This window comes from Carbonicoccus niuqiaonis (assembly GCF_050157065.1).
Taxonomy (GTDB): domain Bacteria; phylum Actinomycetota; class Actinomycetes; order Propionibacteriales; family Propionibacteriaceae; genus Avipropionibacterium.
Genome location: NZ_CP189573.1, coordinates 832350 through 850744, shown reverse-complemented (window position 1 = coordinate 850744; position 18395 = coordinate 832350). Strand labels below are relative to the sequence as shown.

The 18395-nt window shown below is 68.6% G+C and carries 16 protein-coding genes; 1 reads left to right on the top strand and 15 read right to left on the bottom strand.

Going from position 1 to position 18395, the window contains the following annotated elements; genetic code table 11:
* Positions 1–81 precede the first annotated feature (81 nt).
* The 3 genes from ACQBAU_RS03825 to ACQBAU_RS03815 all read right to left on the bottom strand — a co-directional run bounded on the left by ACQBAU_RS03825 (position 82) and on the right by ACQBAU_RS03815 (position 3516).
* A complete protein-coding gene (locus ACQBAU_RS03825) occupies positions 82–1212 on the bottom strand; it encodes a substrate-binding domain-containing protein (protein ID WP_465255135.1) in 1131 nt (376 codons plus the stop codon).
* Between the two features lie 88 nt (positions 1213–1300).
* The gene (locus ACQBAU_RS03820; RefSeq protein ID WP_465255136.1) at positions 1301–2392 is read right to left on the bottom strand and encodes a substrate-binding domain-containing protein; all 1092 of its coding nucleotides are present in this window, start codon (positions 2390–2392) and stop codon (positions 1301–1303) included.
* 62 nt (positions 2393–2454) lie between these two features.
* Positions 2455–3516: an alpha/beta hydrolase family protein gene (locus ACQBAU_RS03815; RefSeq protein ID WP_465255137.1), complete on the bottom strand. Its 1062-nt coding sequence runs from the start codon at positions 3514–3516 to the stop codon at positions 2455–2457.
* A gap of 167 nt (positions 3517–3683) precedes the next feature.
* Between ACQBAU_RS03815 and ACQBAU_RS03810 the strand changes: the two genes are divergently transcribed.
* The gene (locus ACQBAU_RS03810; protein WP_465255138.1) at positions 3684–6020 is read left to right on the top strand and encodes a polysaccharide lyase 8 family protein; all 2337 of its coding nucleotides are present in this window, start codon (positions 3684–3686) and stop codon (positions 6018–6020) included.
* Between the two features lie 9 nt (positions 6021–6029).
* Here the strand turns inward: ACQBAU_RS03810 and ACQBAU_RS03805 are convergent, their stop codons facing one another.
* The 12 genes from ACQBAU_RS03805 to ACQBAU_RS03750 form a co-directional block, all read right to left on the bottom strand.
* Positions 6030–7679 (bottom strand): extracellular solute-binding protein, encoded by a 1650-nt coding sequence (locus tag ACQBAU_RS03805; RefSeq protein WP_465255139.1) that lies wholly within the window; start codon positions 7677–7679, stop codon positions 6030–6032.
* A gap of 114 nt (positions 7680–7793) precedes the next feature.
* Positions 7794–8057, bottom strand: coding sequence for a DUF4031 domain-containing protein (locus tag ACQBAU_RS03800; RefSeq protein ID WP_434551244.1), 264 nt, complete (start codon positions 8055–8057; stop codon positions 7794–7796).
* A gap of 2 nt (positions 8058–8059) precedes the next feature.
* A complete protein-coding gene (locus tag ACQBAU_RS03795) occupies positions 8060–8764 on the bottom strand; it encodes a copper homeostasis protein CutC (protein WP_434551245.1) in 705 nt (234 codons plus the stop codon).
* Between the two features lie 2 nt (positions 8765–8766).
* Positions 8767–9912 (bottom strand): dipeptidase, encoded by a 1146-nt coding sequence (locus ACQBAU_RS03790; protein WP_465255140.1) that lies wholly within the window; start codon positions 9910–9912, stop codon positions 8767–8769.
* 82 nt (positions 9913–9994) lie between these two features.
* Positions 9995–12067, bottom strand: coding sequence for an FAD-binding protein (locus tag ACQBAU_RS03785; RefSeq protein ID WP_465255141.1), 2073 nt, complete (start codon positions 12065–12067; stop codon positions 9995–9997).
* A gap of 23 nt (positions 12068–12090) precedes the next feature.
* Entirely contained in the window at positions 12091–12879 is a 789-nt protein-coding gene (locus ACQBAU_RS03780; protein ID WP_434551248.1) for a 3-ketoacyl-ACP reductase, read from the bottom strand.
* 142 nt (positions 12880–13021) lie between these two features.
* Positions 13022–13897, bottom strand: coding sequence for a DUF559 domain-containing protein (locus ACQBAU_RS03775; RefSeq protein ID WP_465255142.1), 876 nt, complete (start codon positions 13895–13897; stop codon positions 13022–13024).
* 204 nt (positions 13898–14101) lie between these two features.
* The gene (gene groL, locus ACQBAU_RS03770) at positions 14102–15733 is read right to left on the bottom strand and encodes a chaperonin GroEL (protein WP_465255143.1); all 1632 of its coding nucleotides are present in this window, start codon (positions 15731–15733) and stop codon (positions 14102–14104) included.
* A 238-nt stretch (positions 15734–15971) separates the two neighbouring features.
* Complete coding sequence (locus tag ACQBAU_RS03765; RefSeq protein WP_465255144.1) at positions 15972–16796, bottom strand: hypothetical protein; 825 nt, start codon at positions 16794–16796, stop codon at positions 15972–15974.
* A 13-nt stretch (positions 16797–16809) separates the two neighbouring features.
* Positions 16810–17094, bottom strand: coding sequence for a hypothetical protein (locus ACQBAU_RS03760; protein ID WP_465255145.1), 285 nt, complete (start codon positions 17092–17094; stop codon positions 16810–16812).
* Positions 17095–17158: 64 nt separating this feature from the next.
* Entirely contained in the window at positions 17159–17815 is a 657-nt protein-coding gene (locus ACQBAU_RS03755) for a hypothetical protein (RefSeq protein ID WP_465255146.1), read from the bottom strand.
* Positions 17816–17896: 81 nt separating this feature from the next.
* Positions 17897–18325 carry a hypothetical protein gene (locus ACQBAU_RS03750; protein ID WP_434551254.1) on the bottom strand — a complete coding sequence of 143 codons (429 nt, stop codon included), beginning with the start codon at positions 18323–18325 and terminating at the stop codon, positions 17897–17899.
* Between the last annotated feature and the right edge of the window lie 70 nt (positions 18326–18395).

Genomic DNA, 18395 nt, shown 5'->3' with positions numbered 1-18395 from the left:
TCAACTTCCTTTCGACAGCAGTGTCGTCGTGTTTCGCGCCCGACCTCTTCGGACGCGTTGTCGGTCTGTCGTTCGCGGTGCTCAGGCGGTGGTGCTGGGGATGGGTACGGCGTTCGTGTCGGGCAGGGTCGCCTTCCACGCGGAGTGTGAGCTCAATCGGGGGATCGGCGTCATGGCGAGGATGCGCGCGGTAGCCGGACCCGTGAGCTGTCCGGAGTGCCGCTGCCACAACAGCGTCGCGGCGGCGCGGCCCATTTCCTCGTACGGAGACTGGATCGAACTCACGAAGTCGTTGCCGAGGTCCCGCCCGGTGTCGAAGCCGACGACGGCGGGCCAGCGGTTGGGGTGCATGGCACCGGCCGCCAGCGCCTCCAACAACGCAGCCACCGCTTCGTTGTTGGCCCCGACGACTGCCGTGACACCGGTGTCGTCCAGTTCGGCGACCAGTCGGCCGGCCGGCTCACGGGCGGCGACGAGTTCATCGTCTCCGCGGATCGGCTGCCGGGCCGGGAGGTAGGTCGGCCCCGCAGCTGACCCGGTGCCGGCAAGGCCGGCCTGCCACCCCTGCTCCCGAGCACGAGACCAGTGATGGTCGTCGACAGGTCGCCCATGGAGCCCGAGGAAGGCGATGCGACGGTGGCCGAGATGGACCAGGTGCTCGACGGCCGCGCGGCCACCGCCGACCTGGTCCATGTCCACCCGATCGATGACAGGGACGCCGGCGTCGCCGGCCCGGTCCGGGGCGCGGCTGGCCAACCGCACCTGGTGCACGTCAGAGGTCGGCAGCCAGGCTGGAAGAGGCTCACGCTCCTCGGTCCAGGCGAACACGCCGGAGATCGCCGGCAGCCCTCGACGGTAGGCGGTGTCCCGCAGCCGGGAGAGACCGACGAACAGCGAGGCCCCACCCAGCTGGGCGCAGCGGCGCTCGAAGGCAGACCGTACGCGGGTCAACGTCCCGACCAGCGGGGCCGAGTGCTCGAGGTCGTCCTCCACGGCCAGCAGGAAGGTGGGCGGTCGCTGTTGCGTGGGCAGCGCGAAGAAGGCGCCGACCCGGGGCACGGTGACCAACACCCCTTCCTCGGACAACGTCCGGAGGCAGGCGGTCACGCTCCCGGAGGACAGGTCGTATCGCAGTCGCAGTTCGCGCAGCGTCGGGACGGCCTCGCCCGGGGCAGTCGCGGGGTCTGCGGCGCGCAGTCGCAGATCATCCATCAACGAACGACAGCGTGCCTCGACATCCCGTCGCGTTGATCTGGGACCCAATCCACACCTCTTCGTGAGCAGCTACGTGCACATTCGTTCAGCTGTGTTCAGAGATTTCCAGATGCAGAGGACCGCTGTCAAGAGCCGCACCACAGGACTCCCGGACAACGAGCTCGGGGCGAAGCCGTACCTGATGCAGCGGACATTCGGCACCCTCGGCGAGCCGTTGCAACAGGATCTCCGCGGCCATGCGGCCGATCCGGTGCTTGGGGGGCGACACCGCGGTGAGCGGCACATCGGCGATGTCGGCGGTCTCGTCGTCGTAGGACACCAGCGCCAACTCCTCGGGCACGGCGATGCCGCGGCGCCGGGCCGCGTTCAGCAGCAGGGTGGCCTCCGAATCGCCGAACACCAGTGCCGCCGTCGCATGCTGGGCCAGTAGTGCGTCCAGGACGCCCTCGGCCCTGGTCCGACGCCACTGGTCGGCGTCGGCGCGCAACACCGGGAGAGTGGGCAGATCGAGGTCACTGGCGGCCCGCCGATGTCCGGCGTGGACACCGAACCGGGTTGCCGACTGGTCGCGCAGCAACAGCGCGATGCGTCGATGCCCCAACCGGTGGAGGTGCTGCACGGCGTCGTACGCCCCACCTTCATGATCAGAACAGACGTACTCCGACCTGTCGGCCGGGCCGAGTTCGGGCAGGCTCCGCTCCAACATCACCACCGGTACGGGCAGCCTGCCGAGCTGGCGGACGCGGTGGCCCGGATCGGTCAGTCCGGCCAGCGTGGGAACCAGCAACAGGCCGTCGACCTCGGCTGCGAGCAGCCGCTCGATGCAGTCGTCCTCACGCTCGGGTCGGTAGGCATAACTCGCCAGCTGCAGTGACGCCCCAGCCTGGGTCAACGCCTCCGACACCCCTTGCAACACGGTCGGGAAGTACTGACTGGTCCCCGGCAGCATGACTCCGATGTTGACCCGACCCCGAGGGCCCGACCGACGCTGCAGCATGACGAAGGTGCCCGCCCCCTGTCGCCGTTCCACGAGTCCGTCGGCGACCAGGTCGTCCACGCCCCGCCGCACCGTGTTGAGGGAATAGCCGGTACTGCGGACAAGTTGTTGCTCGGTCGGCAACCGGTCACCGACCGGCCACGTCCCGGCCAGGATGCCGCGACGCAGCCACTCCGACACCTCTCGGAACTTCAGGGACCGTCGCCCCTGGGGTCCTGTCACACCCGGCCCGCCGGTCGCGGTCATCGCGCGAGCAGTTCGCCGAGTTCGTTCCAGCCCTGTTCGGCGTAGAACCGGTGACCGCCCTCACCGATGACCAGCCGACATCGGTCCGGGGCACCGGCGGCTGCGTAGATCCGTTGCAGCGAAGCGAACCCGGCCTCGACGCCGTGGAGTGGGAACACCGGATCCGTTCGACCGGCAACGATCACGATCGGTTTGGGGGCGAACAGTCCGGTGACGTCGGCGGCCTCGGCCACGGTCAGCAGGCCAGGGATGTAGTTGCAGGCACAGTGATAGACGCTCATCAACGAGGAGTCGAAGGTGCAGAACGCGCACGAGGGCATCGCGAAGGCGATCCGATCCAGCAACGCTGCGCCGTACATGGTGACCACCCCACCGCCGGAGTTGCCCATCAGCCCGATCCGCGACATGTCGATGTCACCGCGTTGGTCGAGGTAGTCGATGCCACGGTCGACGTCCAGCAGCCGTTCGCCCAACAGTGTCCGACCGAGCAGCAGGGCCTGCAGCGAGGTGTCCAGGCACATGTAGTCCGACACCCGAGGTTGCGTCCACTCGGCCCGCTGTCCGAAGCTGCGCTGTTCGAGGCACAACGCCGCATACCCGCGTCGGCAGGCCTCGACCGCGAAGTCACGATCCCCTGGCACGTCGATCACGGTGGACTCGTCGTGATAGGCGCGGCCGATCGAGTTGTGGGCGCCACTCGAGTGCCCCTGCAGACAGATCATCACGGGGTACGCACCGGATGCCGGATCGGGTCCGCTTCTCGGCAGGCAGAGGTAGCCGACCACGTCCGCCCCGGGCTCCGCGTGGAACCGGATCCGTTCGACGGTCCCCCACGTCGTGTCGAGGCGCCACTCGGTTCGCGCCTCCAGTGGCCCCCGCTTCTCCGGGATCGCCACCATGGGGCCGAGCTCGCCGCGTAGGTCAGCCTGCCAGGTCGTCACGTCGGCCCCCTCGGTGAACCCGAGCCGCGGTGTGGTCCGTTCGACCAGCCGGCGATGGTGCACCGATGGCGCCAACGTCGCCTCCTGCGGACCGATGGGGACGAAGGAATGTGCCATGTCACAGGATTCAACCCATGGACGACGGAATGAATCAAGATTCTTTGCGTATCGCGGGACGCATCACATCAGGACATCGGATCCGCCACAGGTACTGGATTCAACCCGCCGCCGCCCGATCTGCTGGGCCCATGTCCCAACCTGATCCCACGCGAAGGACAATCCTGTTGGCTGCAGCGTCTCTCCCCGCCGCAGGGGTGATCTCGTCCCTCTTCGGCAGCCTTCCCGCCGCCGCTGACGCCGGTATCGACCATCCGGCGCTGCGGTCCCGTTGGCTCGACGTCTTCACCGGACGACAGGAGATCGACACCGGCGACCCCCGCTACGCCGTGGTGCTGGAGCGGCGGCGTGCTGCCGCCGCCGATGCCAGGACGCACCTCGACCACGGCGCCGGGCGTAGCGCCGTGTTCACCGACGCCCCGTTGGACACCAACGACGGCGTGATGCTCACCTATCGTCGGCTGCGGTCGATGGGATACGCGTGGGCCACCCCGGGCCAGGCCCTCTTCCACGACCCCACGCTGGTGGCCGAGATCATCGAAGGCCTGCGGACCGCGAACCAGTTCGGGTACAACCCCTCGATCCCGGAGTACGGCAACTGGTGGACCTGGGAACAGGGCGTCACCGAGTGTCTGTCGTCCACGATGATGTTGGTGTACGAACACCTCACCGCGACCGACATCGCCAACTACTGTGCCGCCATCGACTTCTACGTCCCCGATCCCTGGTACAAGTTGCCGGAGGGAGAGGGGCGCAAGCTGTCGGTCGGCACCGGCCGCATCAGCCTGTGCCGGTCGATCATCGTCCGAGCACTGGCCGACGGGGACACCGCCAAGCTCGAGCACGCCAGGGCCGGGCTGGCGGTCGGTTGGGAGCTGGTCACCAGCGGCGACGGCTTCTACGCGGACGGGTCGTTCATCACCCACACGACGGTCGCCTACACCGGTTCGTACGGCATCGTGATGCCGGTGGCGCTCGCCAAGCTGTTCGCGCTGCTCGAGCCGGTGGTCGGGGCCGGGGCGTATCACGCCGACTTCTTCGACCTGATCGACCGTGCCTTCCTGCCGGTGGTCCACCGCGGTCAGGTGCTCGACTCGACCCGCGGTCGCGCGATCAGCCGGGCCGAGTTGCGCAGCCGGACCGAGACCGCGAACCTGCTGGAGGCGTTGGTGGACATGAGTGCCGCCGTGGACGCGACGACGGCGTCTCGTTGGCTGGGCCGGTGCAAGGGATGGCTGGCCGACCTCGGCGACGACGTGAACCTGACTTCGGTCACCCGGGTGTCGGCGATCCGACGGTTGGAGGCGAGCCCCGCACCGGCCCTGCCTGACCCCGCCGGCGTACACCTGTTCGGCTCCATGGACCGGGTCGTGTTCCGGCAGCCGGGTTGGGGCCTGGCGATCGCCGGGGCGAGCAGCCGCATCGCCTTGTACGAGTGCGGCAACGACGAGAACCCGCGCGGATTCCACACCGGCGCAGGCATGACCACGCTCTACAACGACGACGTGACGCAGTACGACGACGAGTTCTGGCCCACCGTCGACTGGTACCGGTTGCCGGGCACCACCACCGACCAGACCCGGCTTCCCGACGAGACGGGGCTGACCTTCGGGCGTGCGTTGTGTCCGGGAGAGTGGACCGGCGGCAGTGCGGTGCATCGAGACGATCCGGAGGCCGCGGTGGTCTTCGCCCAGGACCTTCGCGGACTGGGTGAGACCGAGCCACTGCTCCGGGCCCGCAAGTACTGGCTCGGCCACGACGGCCGGGTCGTCGCCCTCGGCTCCGGGATCCGGTCGACCAGTGGCGCACAGGTCGAGACGATCGTCGAGAACCGCAATCTGCACGCCGAGGGCAGCAACAGGCTGCTGGTCGACGGCGACGAACAGATCCCCGGACTCGACACGTCACGTACGCTGCACAGCCCCCGATGGGCCCACCTCGAGGGCGTCGGTGGCTACCTGTTCGAACCGGGGACCGTACTCAAGATGCGCCGTGAGACCCGCAGTGGCGCCTGGTCCACCATCAACGGGACCGGACCGACCGAGGTGTTGCAGCGTCGCTTCCTGACCGTCTGGATCTGGCACGGTACGAACCCGTACGGACACTCGTACGGCTATGTGCTGTTGCCCGGGGCGACAGCCGAACAGACCGCGGCCGCGGCCACCTCGGGTGGCCACGAGGTGCTCGTGAACGACGAGCTGACCCAGGCCGCCCGCATCGGCGACGTTCGCGGATTCGCGTTCTGGCAGGCCAACAGCGTCGACGGGCTCACCACCGACGGACCGGGCACCGTCCTGATCAAGGACGCCGACGGCATCCGGACCGTGGCAGTGACCCCGCACGGCGTGGGAGGTGATGCGCTCACCGTCGAGCTGCCCAGCGGGGTGTGGTCGACACTGGCCGACGACGGGGAGGCGACGGTGGCGACCAGGGGGGACACGATCAGCATCACGGTCCCCCGGTCCTCGACACCACGGGAGTTCACCGTGGTGTTCCACCTCTGACGGGTGGCTTCAGGAATCGGACGCTTCGTACGCGGCCTGGTACTCCTCACGGGACTTGTCACCGACGGTGGGCGTCCACTCCGACGTGATGAAGTCACTCCAGGCCGTGACGGGTCGGAGACCGCGGATGATGGCCAACTGCAGGTCCCTCACCTTCGTCGCGAAGCTGGCTCCCTTGGTGGACCAGGTCTCCGAGTACAGCCCCTCGCTCGGGTCCGGCACGGACGTCGGGAGGGTGGCAGCGGCGTAGGCATGCATGCGGCTCGCGACGTCGTCGTACCCGGGAATGTAGATGTTGAACAGGCTCTGTCGACCCGCATACCCGAGACCACCGATCATGTCGCGCCGGCGTGCCTCGTTGATCTGCACCGGATCGTTGCCGTCCAGCGTGTAGTGCACGCCCTCGACGCCGTACTCCCCCGTCAGGTACTGCCGCGTGCCGAACGGTGCGGCGATGTAGTCCATGATCTTCAGCAACTCCCGCAACCGGTCCTCACTCACCGACTTCGGGATCGCGGTGTAGGAGTAGTAGCCCGACGAGCCGCGATGCAGCGAGGCCTCGCCACCGCCGTCCCACTTCGGCAGGACCAGCTGCCCGAGTCGACGTGTCTTGGCGTTGGTGGTGGTGTAGCCCCACGCGGCAAAGCCCTGGAAGATGGCGCGGCTGACGCCCTCGCGGAACCAGCCCGACTTGGCGTCGGGATTGGTGATCGACTCCGGGTGCATCACCTCGGCCGCCCAGATCTGTCCGGCCGCCTCCAGTGCGTGCAGGTACTCCTCGGTCTCGTACGCATGGGTGAACACCCCGTCGGTGACCCGCCACTCGTTCGGCACACCGCACATCTGGGTGGTCATGCGCAGGCTGGAGGCCGTCGGATCGGCGCCGAGTCCGAAGCTGCCGCCGCTGGTCATCGCCTTCAGCATGTCGATCAGCTCGGCGCCGTCCTTCGGCGCCGGGTCGGCCTCGAGGCCCAGCTTCTCCATGTCGTCACTCCACACGTTGACCACGGCCGGCGCCGGGACGGCCGGCCGGGTCACACCGCGCAGCTTGCCGCCCTGGACGCACACCCTCCAGGTCGCGGTCGGCAGGGACGCCAACCCCGGATACTCCTGGATGTTGTCGCCGCCGAGGTAGGGCGTCAGGTCGTGGAACTTCTCGTCCAGCAGGCGTTCCAGTTGCGGCACCGGCTCGATCATCACCAGGTCCGGCAACTCGCCACCGGCCATCGTGACCGAGAACTTCTGCAGGTACTCGGCATAGCCGCCGGCGATCATCTCGAAGCGGTTGCCCATGTCGGCGACGAACTTGTCGTACCACGGGTTTCCCGGTTGGGGTGTCTGGGTCAGCGGCATCTGTGCCAGATAGGAGAACGGCTCCGTCTCGGGCAACGGGATCCCTGCCATCTCCTGAATCTCGGGGAAGTGGAAGTAGGCCGCCGGCAACCCGAGCTCGGCGTCACCCGGCAAATCCGGTTCGACGTCACCGAAGGGGGTGTACGTGGGCAGCTGCAGGCCGGGAGTCTGTTCCCCCGGCGCGCCCCCTGCGGGGCCTTCGGCGTCCTCGGTTCCGGGCTGACAGGCGGTCAGGCCGATCGCAGCGACACCGAGGCCGGAGGCCCCGGCCAGCAGTGTCCGACGGCTGATCATGTTGGGAGTCATCGCGGATTCTCCTTCGAACGGCGCGGTAGCCATGGTGGGTCGACGGCCCGAGTGAATCCTTCACCAACGGCATGAATCAAGCATGATTCGCCGAGGACTGGGCGACCCGACGGCTCAGGCGTCGGCGGCGCGCACCCGGAGCCCGGACGCCAACAGCTTCCGGACGATCTCGCGGGTGGTGACGACCTCGGCTCCGGCGGCGACGACCTGGTCGAACCGGGACTCCATCACGTCGTAGTGGTCCCGCTCGAAGGCCCGGCGCGGGATGCCGAGGCCGGCGGCGAAGTCGTGCAGTTCGTCGTACGAGGTGTCGCTGATCAGGTGCGACCACAACATCCCGTGGCCGGGCCAGGTGGGCCGGTCGACGTAGATCGCCACGCTCAGCCGCCCAGCTTCCGGTGCGTGGCGTCGAGCAGCTTGCGCCACATCGCCACCAGTTCGTCGTCCACGTAGGCCTTCCACGACGCCGTCGGCCGGACCCGGCTGCCGAGATGGAAGGCGGTGATCCCGGCGCGCATCAGCCACGGCACGTGATCGGTCTGCAGTCCCCCACCGGCCATGATCAACCGGGCGACGGTCGGGTCCTGGTTGGCCCGCGCGATCAGGTCGTCCAGCCCCTCCTCGACGCCGCGGGCCGAGCCTGCGGTCAGCACCTGGTCACACCCCAACCGTGGCAGCAGCCGCCAGGCCCGATCGCTGTCCAAGGTGGCGTCGACGGCCCGGTGGAAGGTCCACGGCAGGTCGGTGGCCTGCGCCAGCGTCGTGATCACCGAGCGGTCGATCTCCGAGTGTGCGTTGAGGAATCCGAAGACCAGCCCACTGGCGCCGGCGTCCTCGTACGATCGCGCCAACCCGACCAGCCGGGTCGCCTCACCGCCGTCGGTGCCGAACCCCTCCCGCAGCCGCAGCATCACCCGGACCGGCAGCGAGGTCGCCGCACAGACCTGTTCGACCAGACCGGGTTCGGGTGACAGCCCGTCGAACTCCATCGTGCCGACCAGTTCGATCCGGTCGGCACCGCCGGCCTCGGCCCGTTCGGCGTCGGCGGCGTGCAGCCCGATGATCTCCAGCAGTGGCCGGTCCATGATCAACTCCTCGGGATCGGCTGCCAGGCCGGGACTGTGGTGGCACGCAATCGGGCACCGACGCGTTCGACCTCGTGCATCACCCGGATCAGGTTGCCGTGGGCGAAGCTGGTCAGGTCGGCCCGGCTCCACCCCAGGTCGGCCAGTGCGGCCAGCAGTCGGGGGTAACTCGCCACGTCGGGCAGCTCGACCGGAGTGGTGCTCACCCCGTCGTAGTCGCCACCGATCCCGATGTGGCGGATGCCGGCGACCTCGCGGGCGTGCTCACAGTGGGCGACGACGTCGGCCAACCGTGCCTGTGGTCGAGGCGGCGCCTCGGCCGCGACCCGGTCGTACCCGGCCGTGTCATGGGGGTCGACCCCGGCGGCGCGGCATCGCTCGGCCAGGTCCAGCTCCCACTCGGCCACCGGCGGGCTGACGAACTGCGGCACGAAGGTGATCATGACCAGGCCGCCGTCGGTGGCGAGGCGACCGAGCACGTCGTCAGGCACGTTGCGAGGATGATCACAGACCGCACGGCACGAGGAGTGCGAGAAGATCACCGGAGCCCGGGAGGCGTCCATCGCGTCGCGCATCGTGTCGGGCGAGGTGTGGGAGAGGTCGACCATCATGCCGAGCCGGTTCAGCTCGGTGACCACGGTCCGCCCGAAGTCGGTCAGGCCACCATGGCGTGGCTCGTCGGTCGCCGAGTCGGCCCACGCGGTGTTCTCGTTGTGGGTCAACGTCAGGTAGCGCACCCCGAGCCGGTACAGGTTGCGCAGCACCCCGAGTGAGTCATCGATGCTGTGGCCACCCTCGGCCCCCATCAGACAGGCGATCGGACCGCCCACGTCACCGTCGAGGCACTCCTGCAGACCGGACGCGGAGGTCACCAGCCGCAGGTCCTCGGGGTGGGCGGCGACCAGCTCGTGCACGAAGTCGACCTGTTGCAAGGTGGCGGTCACCGCATCGGCACCGCGAAGGTTGCAGGGGACGAACACCGACCAGAACTGGCCGACCAGCCCGCCCTGCCGGGCCCGGGGCAGGTCGGTGTGCAGCTCGGACTGGGGCCGGCTGACGTCTCGCCGCGACAGGTCGTAGTCGACCTGACGCATCCGCCACGGCAGGTCGTTGTGGCCGTCGACCACGCCAATCACGGACCCAGACACGTCAAACATCGTCCCACAGGCACACCGATCCGGCCGGGAGCGGTGGGCCGGTCGGCCGCACGTGCCGGATCAGGGCCGTACGTCAGTGGACGTTCTGGTCCTCGCGATAGCCACGCCACACGTTCTCGAAGAACTCGTCGTCGGCAGGGATCGGACGGATCGGCCGCCACGCGAAGTCGGGCGTCCCCGTACCGTGCCAGTCGGTCTCCTGGATCACCCCGGCCAGTTCGCCCTCGTCGAGCCTGAAGCGGTACACCTCGGGCAGGTCCAGCTCGGCGGTGGGGTCGTCCTCCGTCCCCGCCAGCGGGAGCCGACCCTCCGGGTCGGTGTAGAGCACCGACCCGCGTGAGCGCCCACCATGATCGAGATAGTCCGCCATCGCCGACAGATAGACGAACTGGCTGGTGATGATGTCGCGGATCAGGAACAGCCGGTTGACCGACCGTCGGCTCCCCGCATCCGCACCGACGGTCGACTCGTACGAGTCCAGCCACGCCTTCACCTGCTGCAGTGCCTCGCCGATCCCCGCCCGGGAACGAACCACGGCCGCATTGCGGCTCATCAGTTCGGTCGCCTCCCGCAGCAGCGCGTCGGTGTCGTCACCGGCCTGTGCGGCACGGTCGGCCGCTCCGGCCAGCAGGGCCTGGGCCTTCCGGGTGACCGGCGTCGCCAGCGTGGCGAACTGATCATGGTCGACCGGGTCGCCGGTCCGGCGTGCGGCGACGTACGTGGCCGCTCGGGTGGCACCGACCTGGCCGGAGTTGAGCGCAGCCCCACCGGGGCGGTAGATGCCGTGGGCCCCGGCCGCCTCCCCCACCGGGAAGAACCCGGCCACGTTGGAGTGCCACCACTGGTCGACCACCAGGCCGCCGTTGTTGTGCTGGGCACACACCGCGACCTCGAGCGGTTCGACCTCCAGGTCGATCTGCGGATTCCGTTCCAGGTAGAAGTTGTAGGCGGGACGGTTCATGTGCTGCAGCCGCTGGATCGGGGTGCTGTCGCCGAGTGCGAGGACGCCTGCGCGGTCGAGGTAGCTGTGGGCCTCCTCGCTCAGCGTGCTCGGGTCGAAGTCGGGCCGTACCGGGTTCGACCGGAAGTCCAGGAACACCCGGCGGCCCCGCAGCACCGTCTCCCGGTGCACCAACAGGTCGATCAGCGACGACCCGTCGGTCGCCTTGCGGATGTCGAAGGGCCACTGGTAGCCCTTCAGGAAGATCATCGACAGCTGGCGACCGTAGTCGGGGATCGCCTCGGTGAGGAACTCCCGTTCGTTGTTGCCGTCCGCGTCGGTGGAGATGAAGCGCGGCAGCACCTGCATGTAGGTGCCCGAGACGTTCCACCGCGGCCGGATCGAGGCGAGCCCGAACTGCCACTCGGTCAGGTTCTTGCCCCGCACCCCCGCCCGCAGCGCCGCCCCGTTGGCACCCCACTGGCCGTGCGGGTAGACCGCGTCGGCGTACATCCCGGCCGGACCGCCGGTGGCGTAGACGATGTTGTGGCAACGCAGCAACAGGAACCGGGACTCGTCCGCCCCGTCGCGCACATCCGTACGCAGGCACAACAACCCGGCGATGCTGCCGCCCCGGTCACCCTCATGATCGACGATCAGGTCGACCACCCGACAGGAGTCGATGATCGGGGTGCCGTTGCGCCGGACCTGCTTCTCCAGCTGCTCCACCATCGTCTTGGACGTGTACGGTCCGACCGACGTCGCACGCTGCCGCGGGTCGTGGTCGGTCTTGTAGCCGACGAACTCACCACTGCGGGCGTGCGGGAACGGCACCCCTGCCTCGACCAGGTTGAAGAAGGTACGGGCCGACCAGGCGGCTTCGGCGAGCGCGATGTCGCCGTCCATCGAGCCGCCGGCGAACAGCGTCTCGGCCATGTCCCGTACGGAATCGGGCTCGGCCCCCGACAGGGTGAGCTTGTAGTAGGTCTGCTTGTCCGAACCGGCGTTGCGGGAGGCACCGGCGCGGATCTTGTCGGTCACCACGACCACGTCGGTGGTGCCGAACTGGACCAACCGGGCGGCCGCACAGTAGCCGGCGGCCCCCGTGCCGACGACAACCGTGTTGGCCGACACGACCGGCACCTCGTGCCCGTCGATCACCAGCACGGTGCTGTCGATTTCGCTGTCAGGACTGGTGTTTCCCATGATCAGAACGCTCCTTGCCGAGATCACAGTCGCGGGATGTGCATGCCACCGTCGACGTTGATCACGTCACCGGTGGAGTACGGCATCGCGCCGGCGGCGAGCTGGACGACCGCGCCGGCGACGTCGGCGGGCACACCCCACCGCGGGATCGGCGCCAGGCCGTCGGCGAACATCGCGTCGTAGCGATCCTTCACCCCGGACGTCATGTCGGTGTCGATCACGCCGGGGCGGATCTCGTACACCACGATCCCCTCCGGCGCCAGCCGGGCGGCCCACAGCTGGGTGGCCATCGCCACCCCCGCCTTGGAGATGCAGTACTCGCCACGGTTGGTCGACACGGTCCTGGCCGAGGTCGAGGACACGTTGACGATCGTGCCGGCGACCGGGCCGGTGAGGTCCACCTCGCCGCGCTGGCTGATCATCTGGTTGGCCACCGCCTGGGTCAGGAAGTACGGACCACGCAGGTTGATCGACATCACCCGGTCGTAGCTCTCCTGCGTCGCGACCAGGATGTCGTCGCGGACGGTGGGGGCGACGCCGGCGTTGTTGACCAGCAGGTCGACCCGGCCCCAGTCGGCGAGCGTCTCGGCCAGATAGCGCTGGTTGTCGGCGAGCTCGGCGACACTGCCCCGGCTGTAGCGGACCGGCCCGGTCTCGCCCAGCTCGGCCAACAGCTCGGTCGGCTCCTCCCGGGTGGCGAGGATGGACACGGCGTACCCGGCGGCCAGCAGCCCACGGGTGATGCCGAGGCCGATCCCCCGGTTGCCGCCGGTGACCATCGCCACCGGCCGGTCGTCTGCTGCTCCAGTCATTCGCTCCACCCCTCATGCATGGCGCCATCCTTCCCCACCCGGCCCACCGGATGCAAGTAAGCCCTTTCCCGTGCGCAAACTTGTCAAATCCGGGCCCCGGACCACGTCAGGCGATCCGGTGGGTGGATCTGACAAGTTTGCGTCACGAATGGGTTCTCCCCGGCGACCGACGGCGCACTGCCCGAGGTTCGCGGAGGTGCTCACCGCGGCGGATGACGGCAAGCAGATCAGGCCACACGTCGTCCCAGCTGTGCATCACCTGATGGTAGGTGAAGCGCATGGGTAGGTAGCCCAGAGCAATCAACCTACGGTCTCGGGTTCGGTCGCTGGAGTGGTTCTGGGTGCCGGTGTGGTGGGCCCGGCTGTCGATCTCGAGGACGAGGCGCCGGCCCACCAACAGGTCCACGCGGCCGACACCGGCGATCACCACCTGCGGCCGGACCGAGACGCCGGCCGACCGCAGCCGAACCCTGACCAATGACTCCGAGCCGGACTCGGCACGATCACACATCTGGACCAGACGCCGGGTGCTGGCCGGTGCATCGTGGAGCAGGCCGGCCAGCTCGCCAGGTGAGAGCGCGAGGCGGTGAGTCGCCGAATCGAGAATGGCGACGAACTCCTCGGCCGAGACGCAACCACCGGCCGCGGTCAACGCGATCGGCAGGGGATCCACGGCGGCCGCCGCCGCCCTGCGCCCGGGTGGGAGGCAGACCCTGACACCGCCGGGTGGCGATGGGGTCGACCGGCGCTGGTGAAGGGAGTATCGGAGGTGCAGGTCCCGACCCTCAGGGATCCACAGGCCGTGGCGGGCCAACGCGGAGACACAGGTCAGGTGGCCACCGAGCCGGACGGCCCGGACGACGGCCGGGTCGGCATCGGGGACCGACCACCAGCCGCGCCGGACGAGCTGCAACTGCCCTGCCGTGACCAGTTGCCCCAGAGCTGCCCTGGAGATTCCCAAGGAATGCAGGGTGGCGGTGCGGGCGACGCCGTCCGGGAGACGGGGAGTCGGCTTCATTGACCCAGCTTGACGCCCCAAAGCCCTGCCTGGCCGCTCGAGTTCTGGATCTGTGGACAACTTGGCGAACGCAAACTTGTCATATCTGATCCCTCGGCCACGTCAGTGGGTCCGAGCCCTGGAAACGACAAGTTTTCGCAGCGGGCACACACAAAGGGGCGGCCCCGGAGACCCGGGACCGCCCCTCTCAGCCGTGGCCGGGGATCAGAAGCCCATCCCGCCCATGCCACCCATGCCGTCGTCGCCGGCCGGGGCAGGCGCAGCCTTCTCCGGCTTGTCGGCGATGACCGCTTCGGTGGTGAGGAACAGCGCGGCGATCGAGCCGGCGTTCTGCAGCGCCGAGCGGGTCACCTTGGCCGGATCGATGATCCCGGCCTTCAGCATGTCCACGTACTCACCGGTCGCGGCGTCGAGGCCCTCGCCCGCGGGCAGGTTGCCCACCTTCTCGGCGATGACACCGCCCTCGAGGCCGGCGTTGACCGCGATCTGCTTGAGCGGAGCCGCGCAGGCGGTCAGCACGATCTGCGCGCCGATCGCCTCGTCGCCGGTCAGACCGGAGACGTCGGCAGCCTTGGCGGCCTGCAGCAGGGCCACGCCACCACCGGCGACGATCCCCTCCTCCACGGCAGCCTTGGCGTTGCGCACCGCGTCCTCGATGCGGTGCTTGCGCTCCTTGAGCTCGACCTCGGTGGCCGCGCCGACTTTGATCACCGCAACACCGCCGGCCAGCTTGGCCAGGCGCTCCTGCAGCTTCTCGCGGTCGTAGTCGGAGTCGGAGTTCTCGATCTCGGCACGGATCTGGGCGACCCGTCCGGCGATGGCGTCGGACTCGCCGGCACCCTCGATGACCGTGGTCTCGTCCTTGGTCACCACGACCTGGCGGGCCTGGCCCAGCAGGTCGAGGGTGACGCCGTCGAGCTTCAGCCCGACCTCTTCGGACACGACCTGGCCACCGGTGAGGATGGCGATGTCGGTGAGCATGGCCTTGCGCCGGTCACCGAAACCGGGCGCCTTGACCGCAACCGACTTGAAGGTGCCCTTCAGCTTGTTGACGATCAGGCCGGCCAGCGCCTCGCCCTCCACGTCCTCGGCGATGGCGACGAGCGGCTTGCCCGACTGCATCACCTTCTCCAGCACCGGCAGGAGCTCCTTGAGGTTGGAGATCTTGCCGTTGACGATCAGGATGTACGGATCGTCGAGCACGGTCTCCATGCGCTCGGTGTCGGTGACGAAGTAGGGCGAGATGTAGCCCTTGTCGAACCGCATGCCCTCGGTGAGCTCGAGCTCAAGGCCGAAGGTGTTCGACTCGTCGACGGTGATGACACCTTCCTTGCCGACCTTGTCCATCGCCTCGGCGATGATCTCGCCGACCGAGCTGTCACCGGCCGAGATCGAGGCGGTGGCCGCGATCTGCTCCTTCGAGTCGACCTCGGTGGCCTGGGCCAGCAGGGCATCGCTGATGGCCGAGACGGCCTTCTCGATGCCACGCTTGAGGCCCATCGGGTTGGCGCCGGCGGTGACGTTGCGCAGCCCCTCACGGACCAGCGCCTGCGCCAGCACGGTGGCGGTGGTGGTGCCGTCGCCCGCGACGTCGTCGGTCTTCTTGGCGACCTCCTTGACGAGCTCGGCGCCGATCTTCTCGTACGGCTCCTCGAGCTCGATCTCCTTCGCGATCGAGACGCCGTCGTTGGTGATGGTGGGGGCGCCCCACTTCTTCTCCAGGACCACGTTGCGGCCCTTCGGACCGAGGGTCACCTTGACGGCGTCGGCGAGGGTGTTCATCCCCCGCTCGAGCGCACGCCGTGCCTCGGTGTTGAATTCAATGAGTTTTGCCATGGTGTATCGGCAGTCCTCCCGCGTCGAGGGCGCCCGCGGGCACCCCAGTGGGTTAGATGTTCAGGTTGACGCCGAGACGATGCCCGCGACGGACGGCCCTGGCAGGACCTCACCGTGCCCGACTGTGGTGGCACTCTCATACGGAGAGTGCCAACCTCATTCTTAGCACTCGGCACCCCCGAGTGCAAACGACCCGAGCCTGTGCGGACAACCCGTGGACACCCCGCGGGTCAGCGGGTCACTCGTACGACCAGCCCTCGACGTCCTGAATGTCGGACTTGACCGAGTGCGAGGTCGGCTGCGGCCACTTGCCACCGGGGAAGTTGTTGCTGCGGAGCTTGCCGTCGAGGTCGTTCTTCAGTCCCTCGATGGCGGAGCCGGTGGCCTGGGCGAAGGCGATCAGGGCCGCGATCGTGGCGCCGAAGGTGGTGATCGCGATGCCGATCAGGGCCGCGCCACCGGGCGTGGCCGGCGGGATCAGGGCGACCAGCCCGACGATGGCCTCGATCAGGGCGGCGATCAGGGCACCGAGGGCGGTGAAGGTGGCGACGACACCGGCCATCCCGGCGGTGTGGATCGTGTCCTTCATCGACTTCACGCTCGACTCGGCGTCACCCGCCGCCGCGTTGTGGGTCTCGATGTGACCGTAGTACGCGTCGACGGCGGCACCCTCCCACTCGCGGTCGGCCGGCATCGCCTGCCGGATCAGTGCCTGCTTGCAGTCGGTGGCGTGGTCGTACGGACCCTGCAGGGCGTTCGCGAGATCAACCACGTTGAACGGTGCCCAGACCCACTGGCAGATGTCGTTGTACCACTCGATCAGCTTCGGGGCGAGCAGGATGACGCCCTCGTACGCGGCGACGCAGGCCGACGCCAACGGGAACGCCGTCCCGGCCGATGCGACGACCATGGCGGTGGCCGTGGCGTAGACGGGCTTGCGGTAGGAGGCGAGGTCGTCGCAGAAGCTCTGGACCCGATCGCGGATCTCCATCAGCTTCTCCTCGGCGTTCTGGTTGCCGAACGAGACGGTGACGACGGGCAGAGGTGCTGGTGCTGCAGTCATGAAGGGCTCCTCCTCAGGGGACCATGTTGGCGGATTCAGCAGCCTCGTAGGCAGCCTTGGTGTCGCGGATCAGGTCGGCGACGGCGTTGAGCGCCTCGTCCGAGCTCGAGACCGTCTCGTCGAACTGGGTGAAGGCCTGGACCATCGGCGACTTCATCGCCGACCAGGGCCCCCATTCCCGGATCTGGTCCGGCATGCCGACGGTCGACGACGACAACGACGACTGGGCCTTCGCCATGTCGCGGAGATAGCCCTCCTCGGCGGTCAGCGCCTCCAGGGCGACCTTCAACTCACTCATGGGAAATCCTCTCGTCCGACTGTGTCAGGGATGGTGCGCAGGTGTGGGTACGAGCCGGCGCGGCTCAGGAACGCTGGGCGAGCAACTCGCCGAAGGCCATGCTGAGAGCACGTCCACTCTGTCGATCGGCCCAGCGTGACTCGACGTGGCAGTCGGTGACCTGACCGAACGGGCTGAGGGTCAGCCGGATCATCCGGTTCTCGCTGACGAGCTCGGTGTCCGCCCCGGGCTCGGCCAGCACCGACGTGACCTCGCGAAGCCGGTCCAGTTGGGTCAGGAACGACTCCTCGGCCTCGGCCATCGTCATCCTGGAGGCGGCATCGTCGAGCACCTGGCGCTGCGCCTTCACCTGCTCGGCGACCGCTTCCTCGTCCTCCGGCGTCGGCGTGGCCTCGGGCAGTTCGCCGGTCAGTTCAACCTGCGACCAGTCCTTCGCCAGATCCTCGCGGGTGGGCGCCTCGAAGCCCATGCGCGCGGCGCCAGCAGCGACGACGGCACCCCGTACGGCCGCGCCGAGGGCATCCGGCGAGATGAGCGACTTCCAGTCGGTGTCGACCTCGACCTTGGTCAGCGTGCCGTCCCGATCGACCTCGGCCGACACCGCCCCGTCAGGGTCAGACCCACTGAACGGCCCGTCCCCCTGGACCTGGGGTACCAGACTCTGCAGTTGCCGGGTGCGGGCGGTCAGTTGGGCCAGCTCGGCCAGCAGGTTCTCGGTCACATGTGCCTCCTCTTCCAGGGGCAACTTTGCCAGTTGCCAAGGTCACCGAGGCAGGCGGTGGCGGCAAGTCAGGGAATCGGCTCAGGGAATCGGTCGCTTGGGGAGCAGCGCCATCGCGACCCCGAACGCGACGACGCCGACGATCATCGCCAACAAGGTCGACACCGCGAAGTCGGGCGTGAGCACGTGGACGATGGCCCCGACGATCATCACCAGGGCCGCAATCGACGTCACCACGTACCGAGCCGTGGTCCTGGAGCCGGCGAGCGCGACAGCCACGAGTCCCAGCAGGAAGCCGAGCAGGCCTGCCACGGCGACGATCGGGCTGCCGCTGCCGAACAACACCGAACCCAGGACACCGCCGCCGGCGTAGGCGGCCGCGATGGATCCGAGGATGAGCAGTACCCGGGCCGGGATCGCATGGTCGACCTTGGGCGGCTGCCCGGGCCCGGCCTGCCCGGGAGGCGGTTGCTGACCGTACGGCTGCGCCGGGGGCTGCTGCGGGTGCATGGGAGTCACCCTACTGTCCGCACGGTCGTTGTGGCGGGTGTCGGCGCCGTCGTCGACGTGGGACGATCGA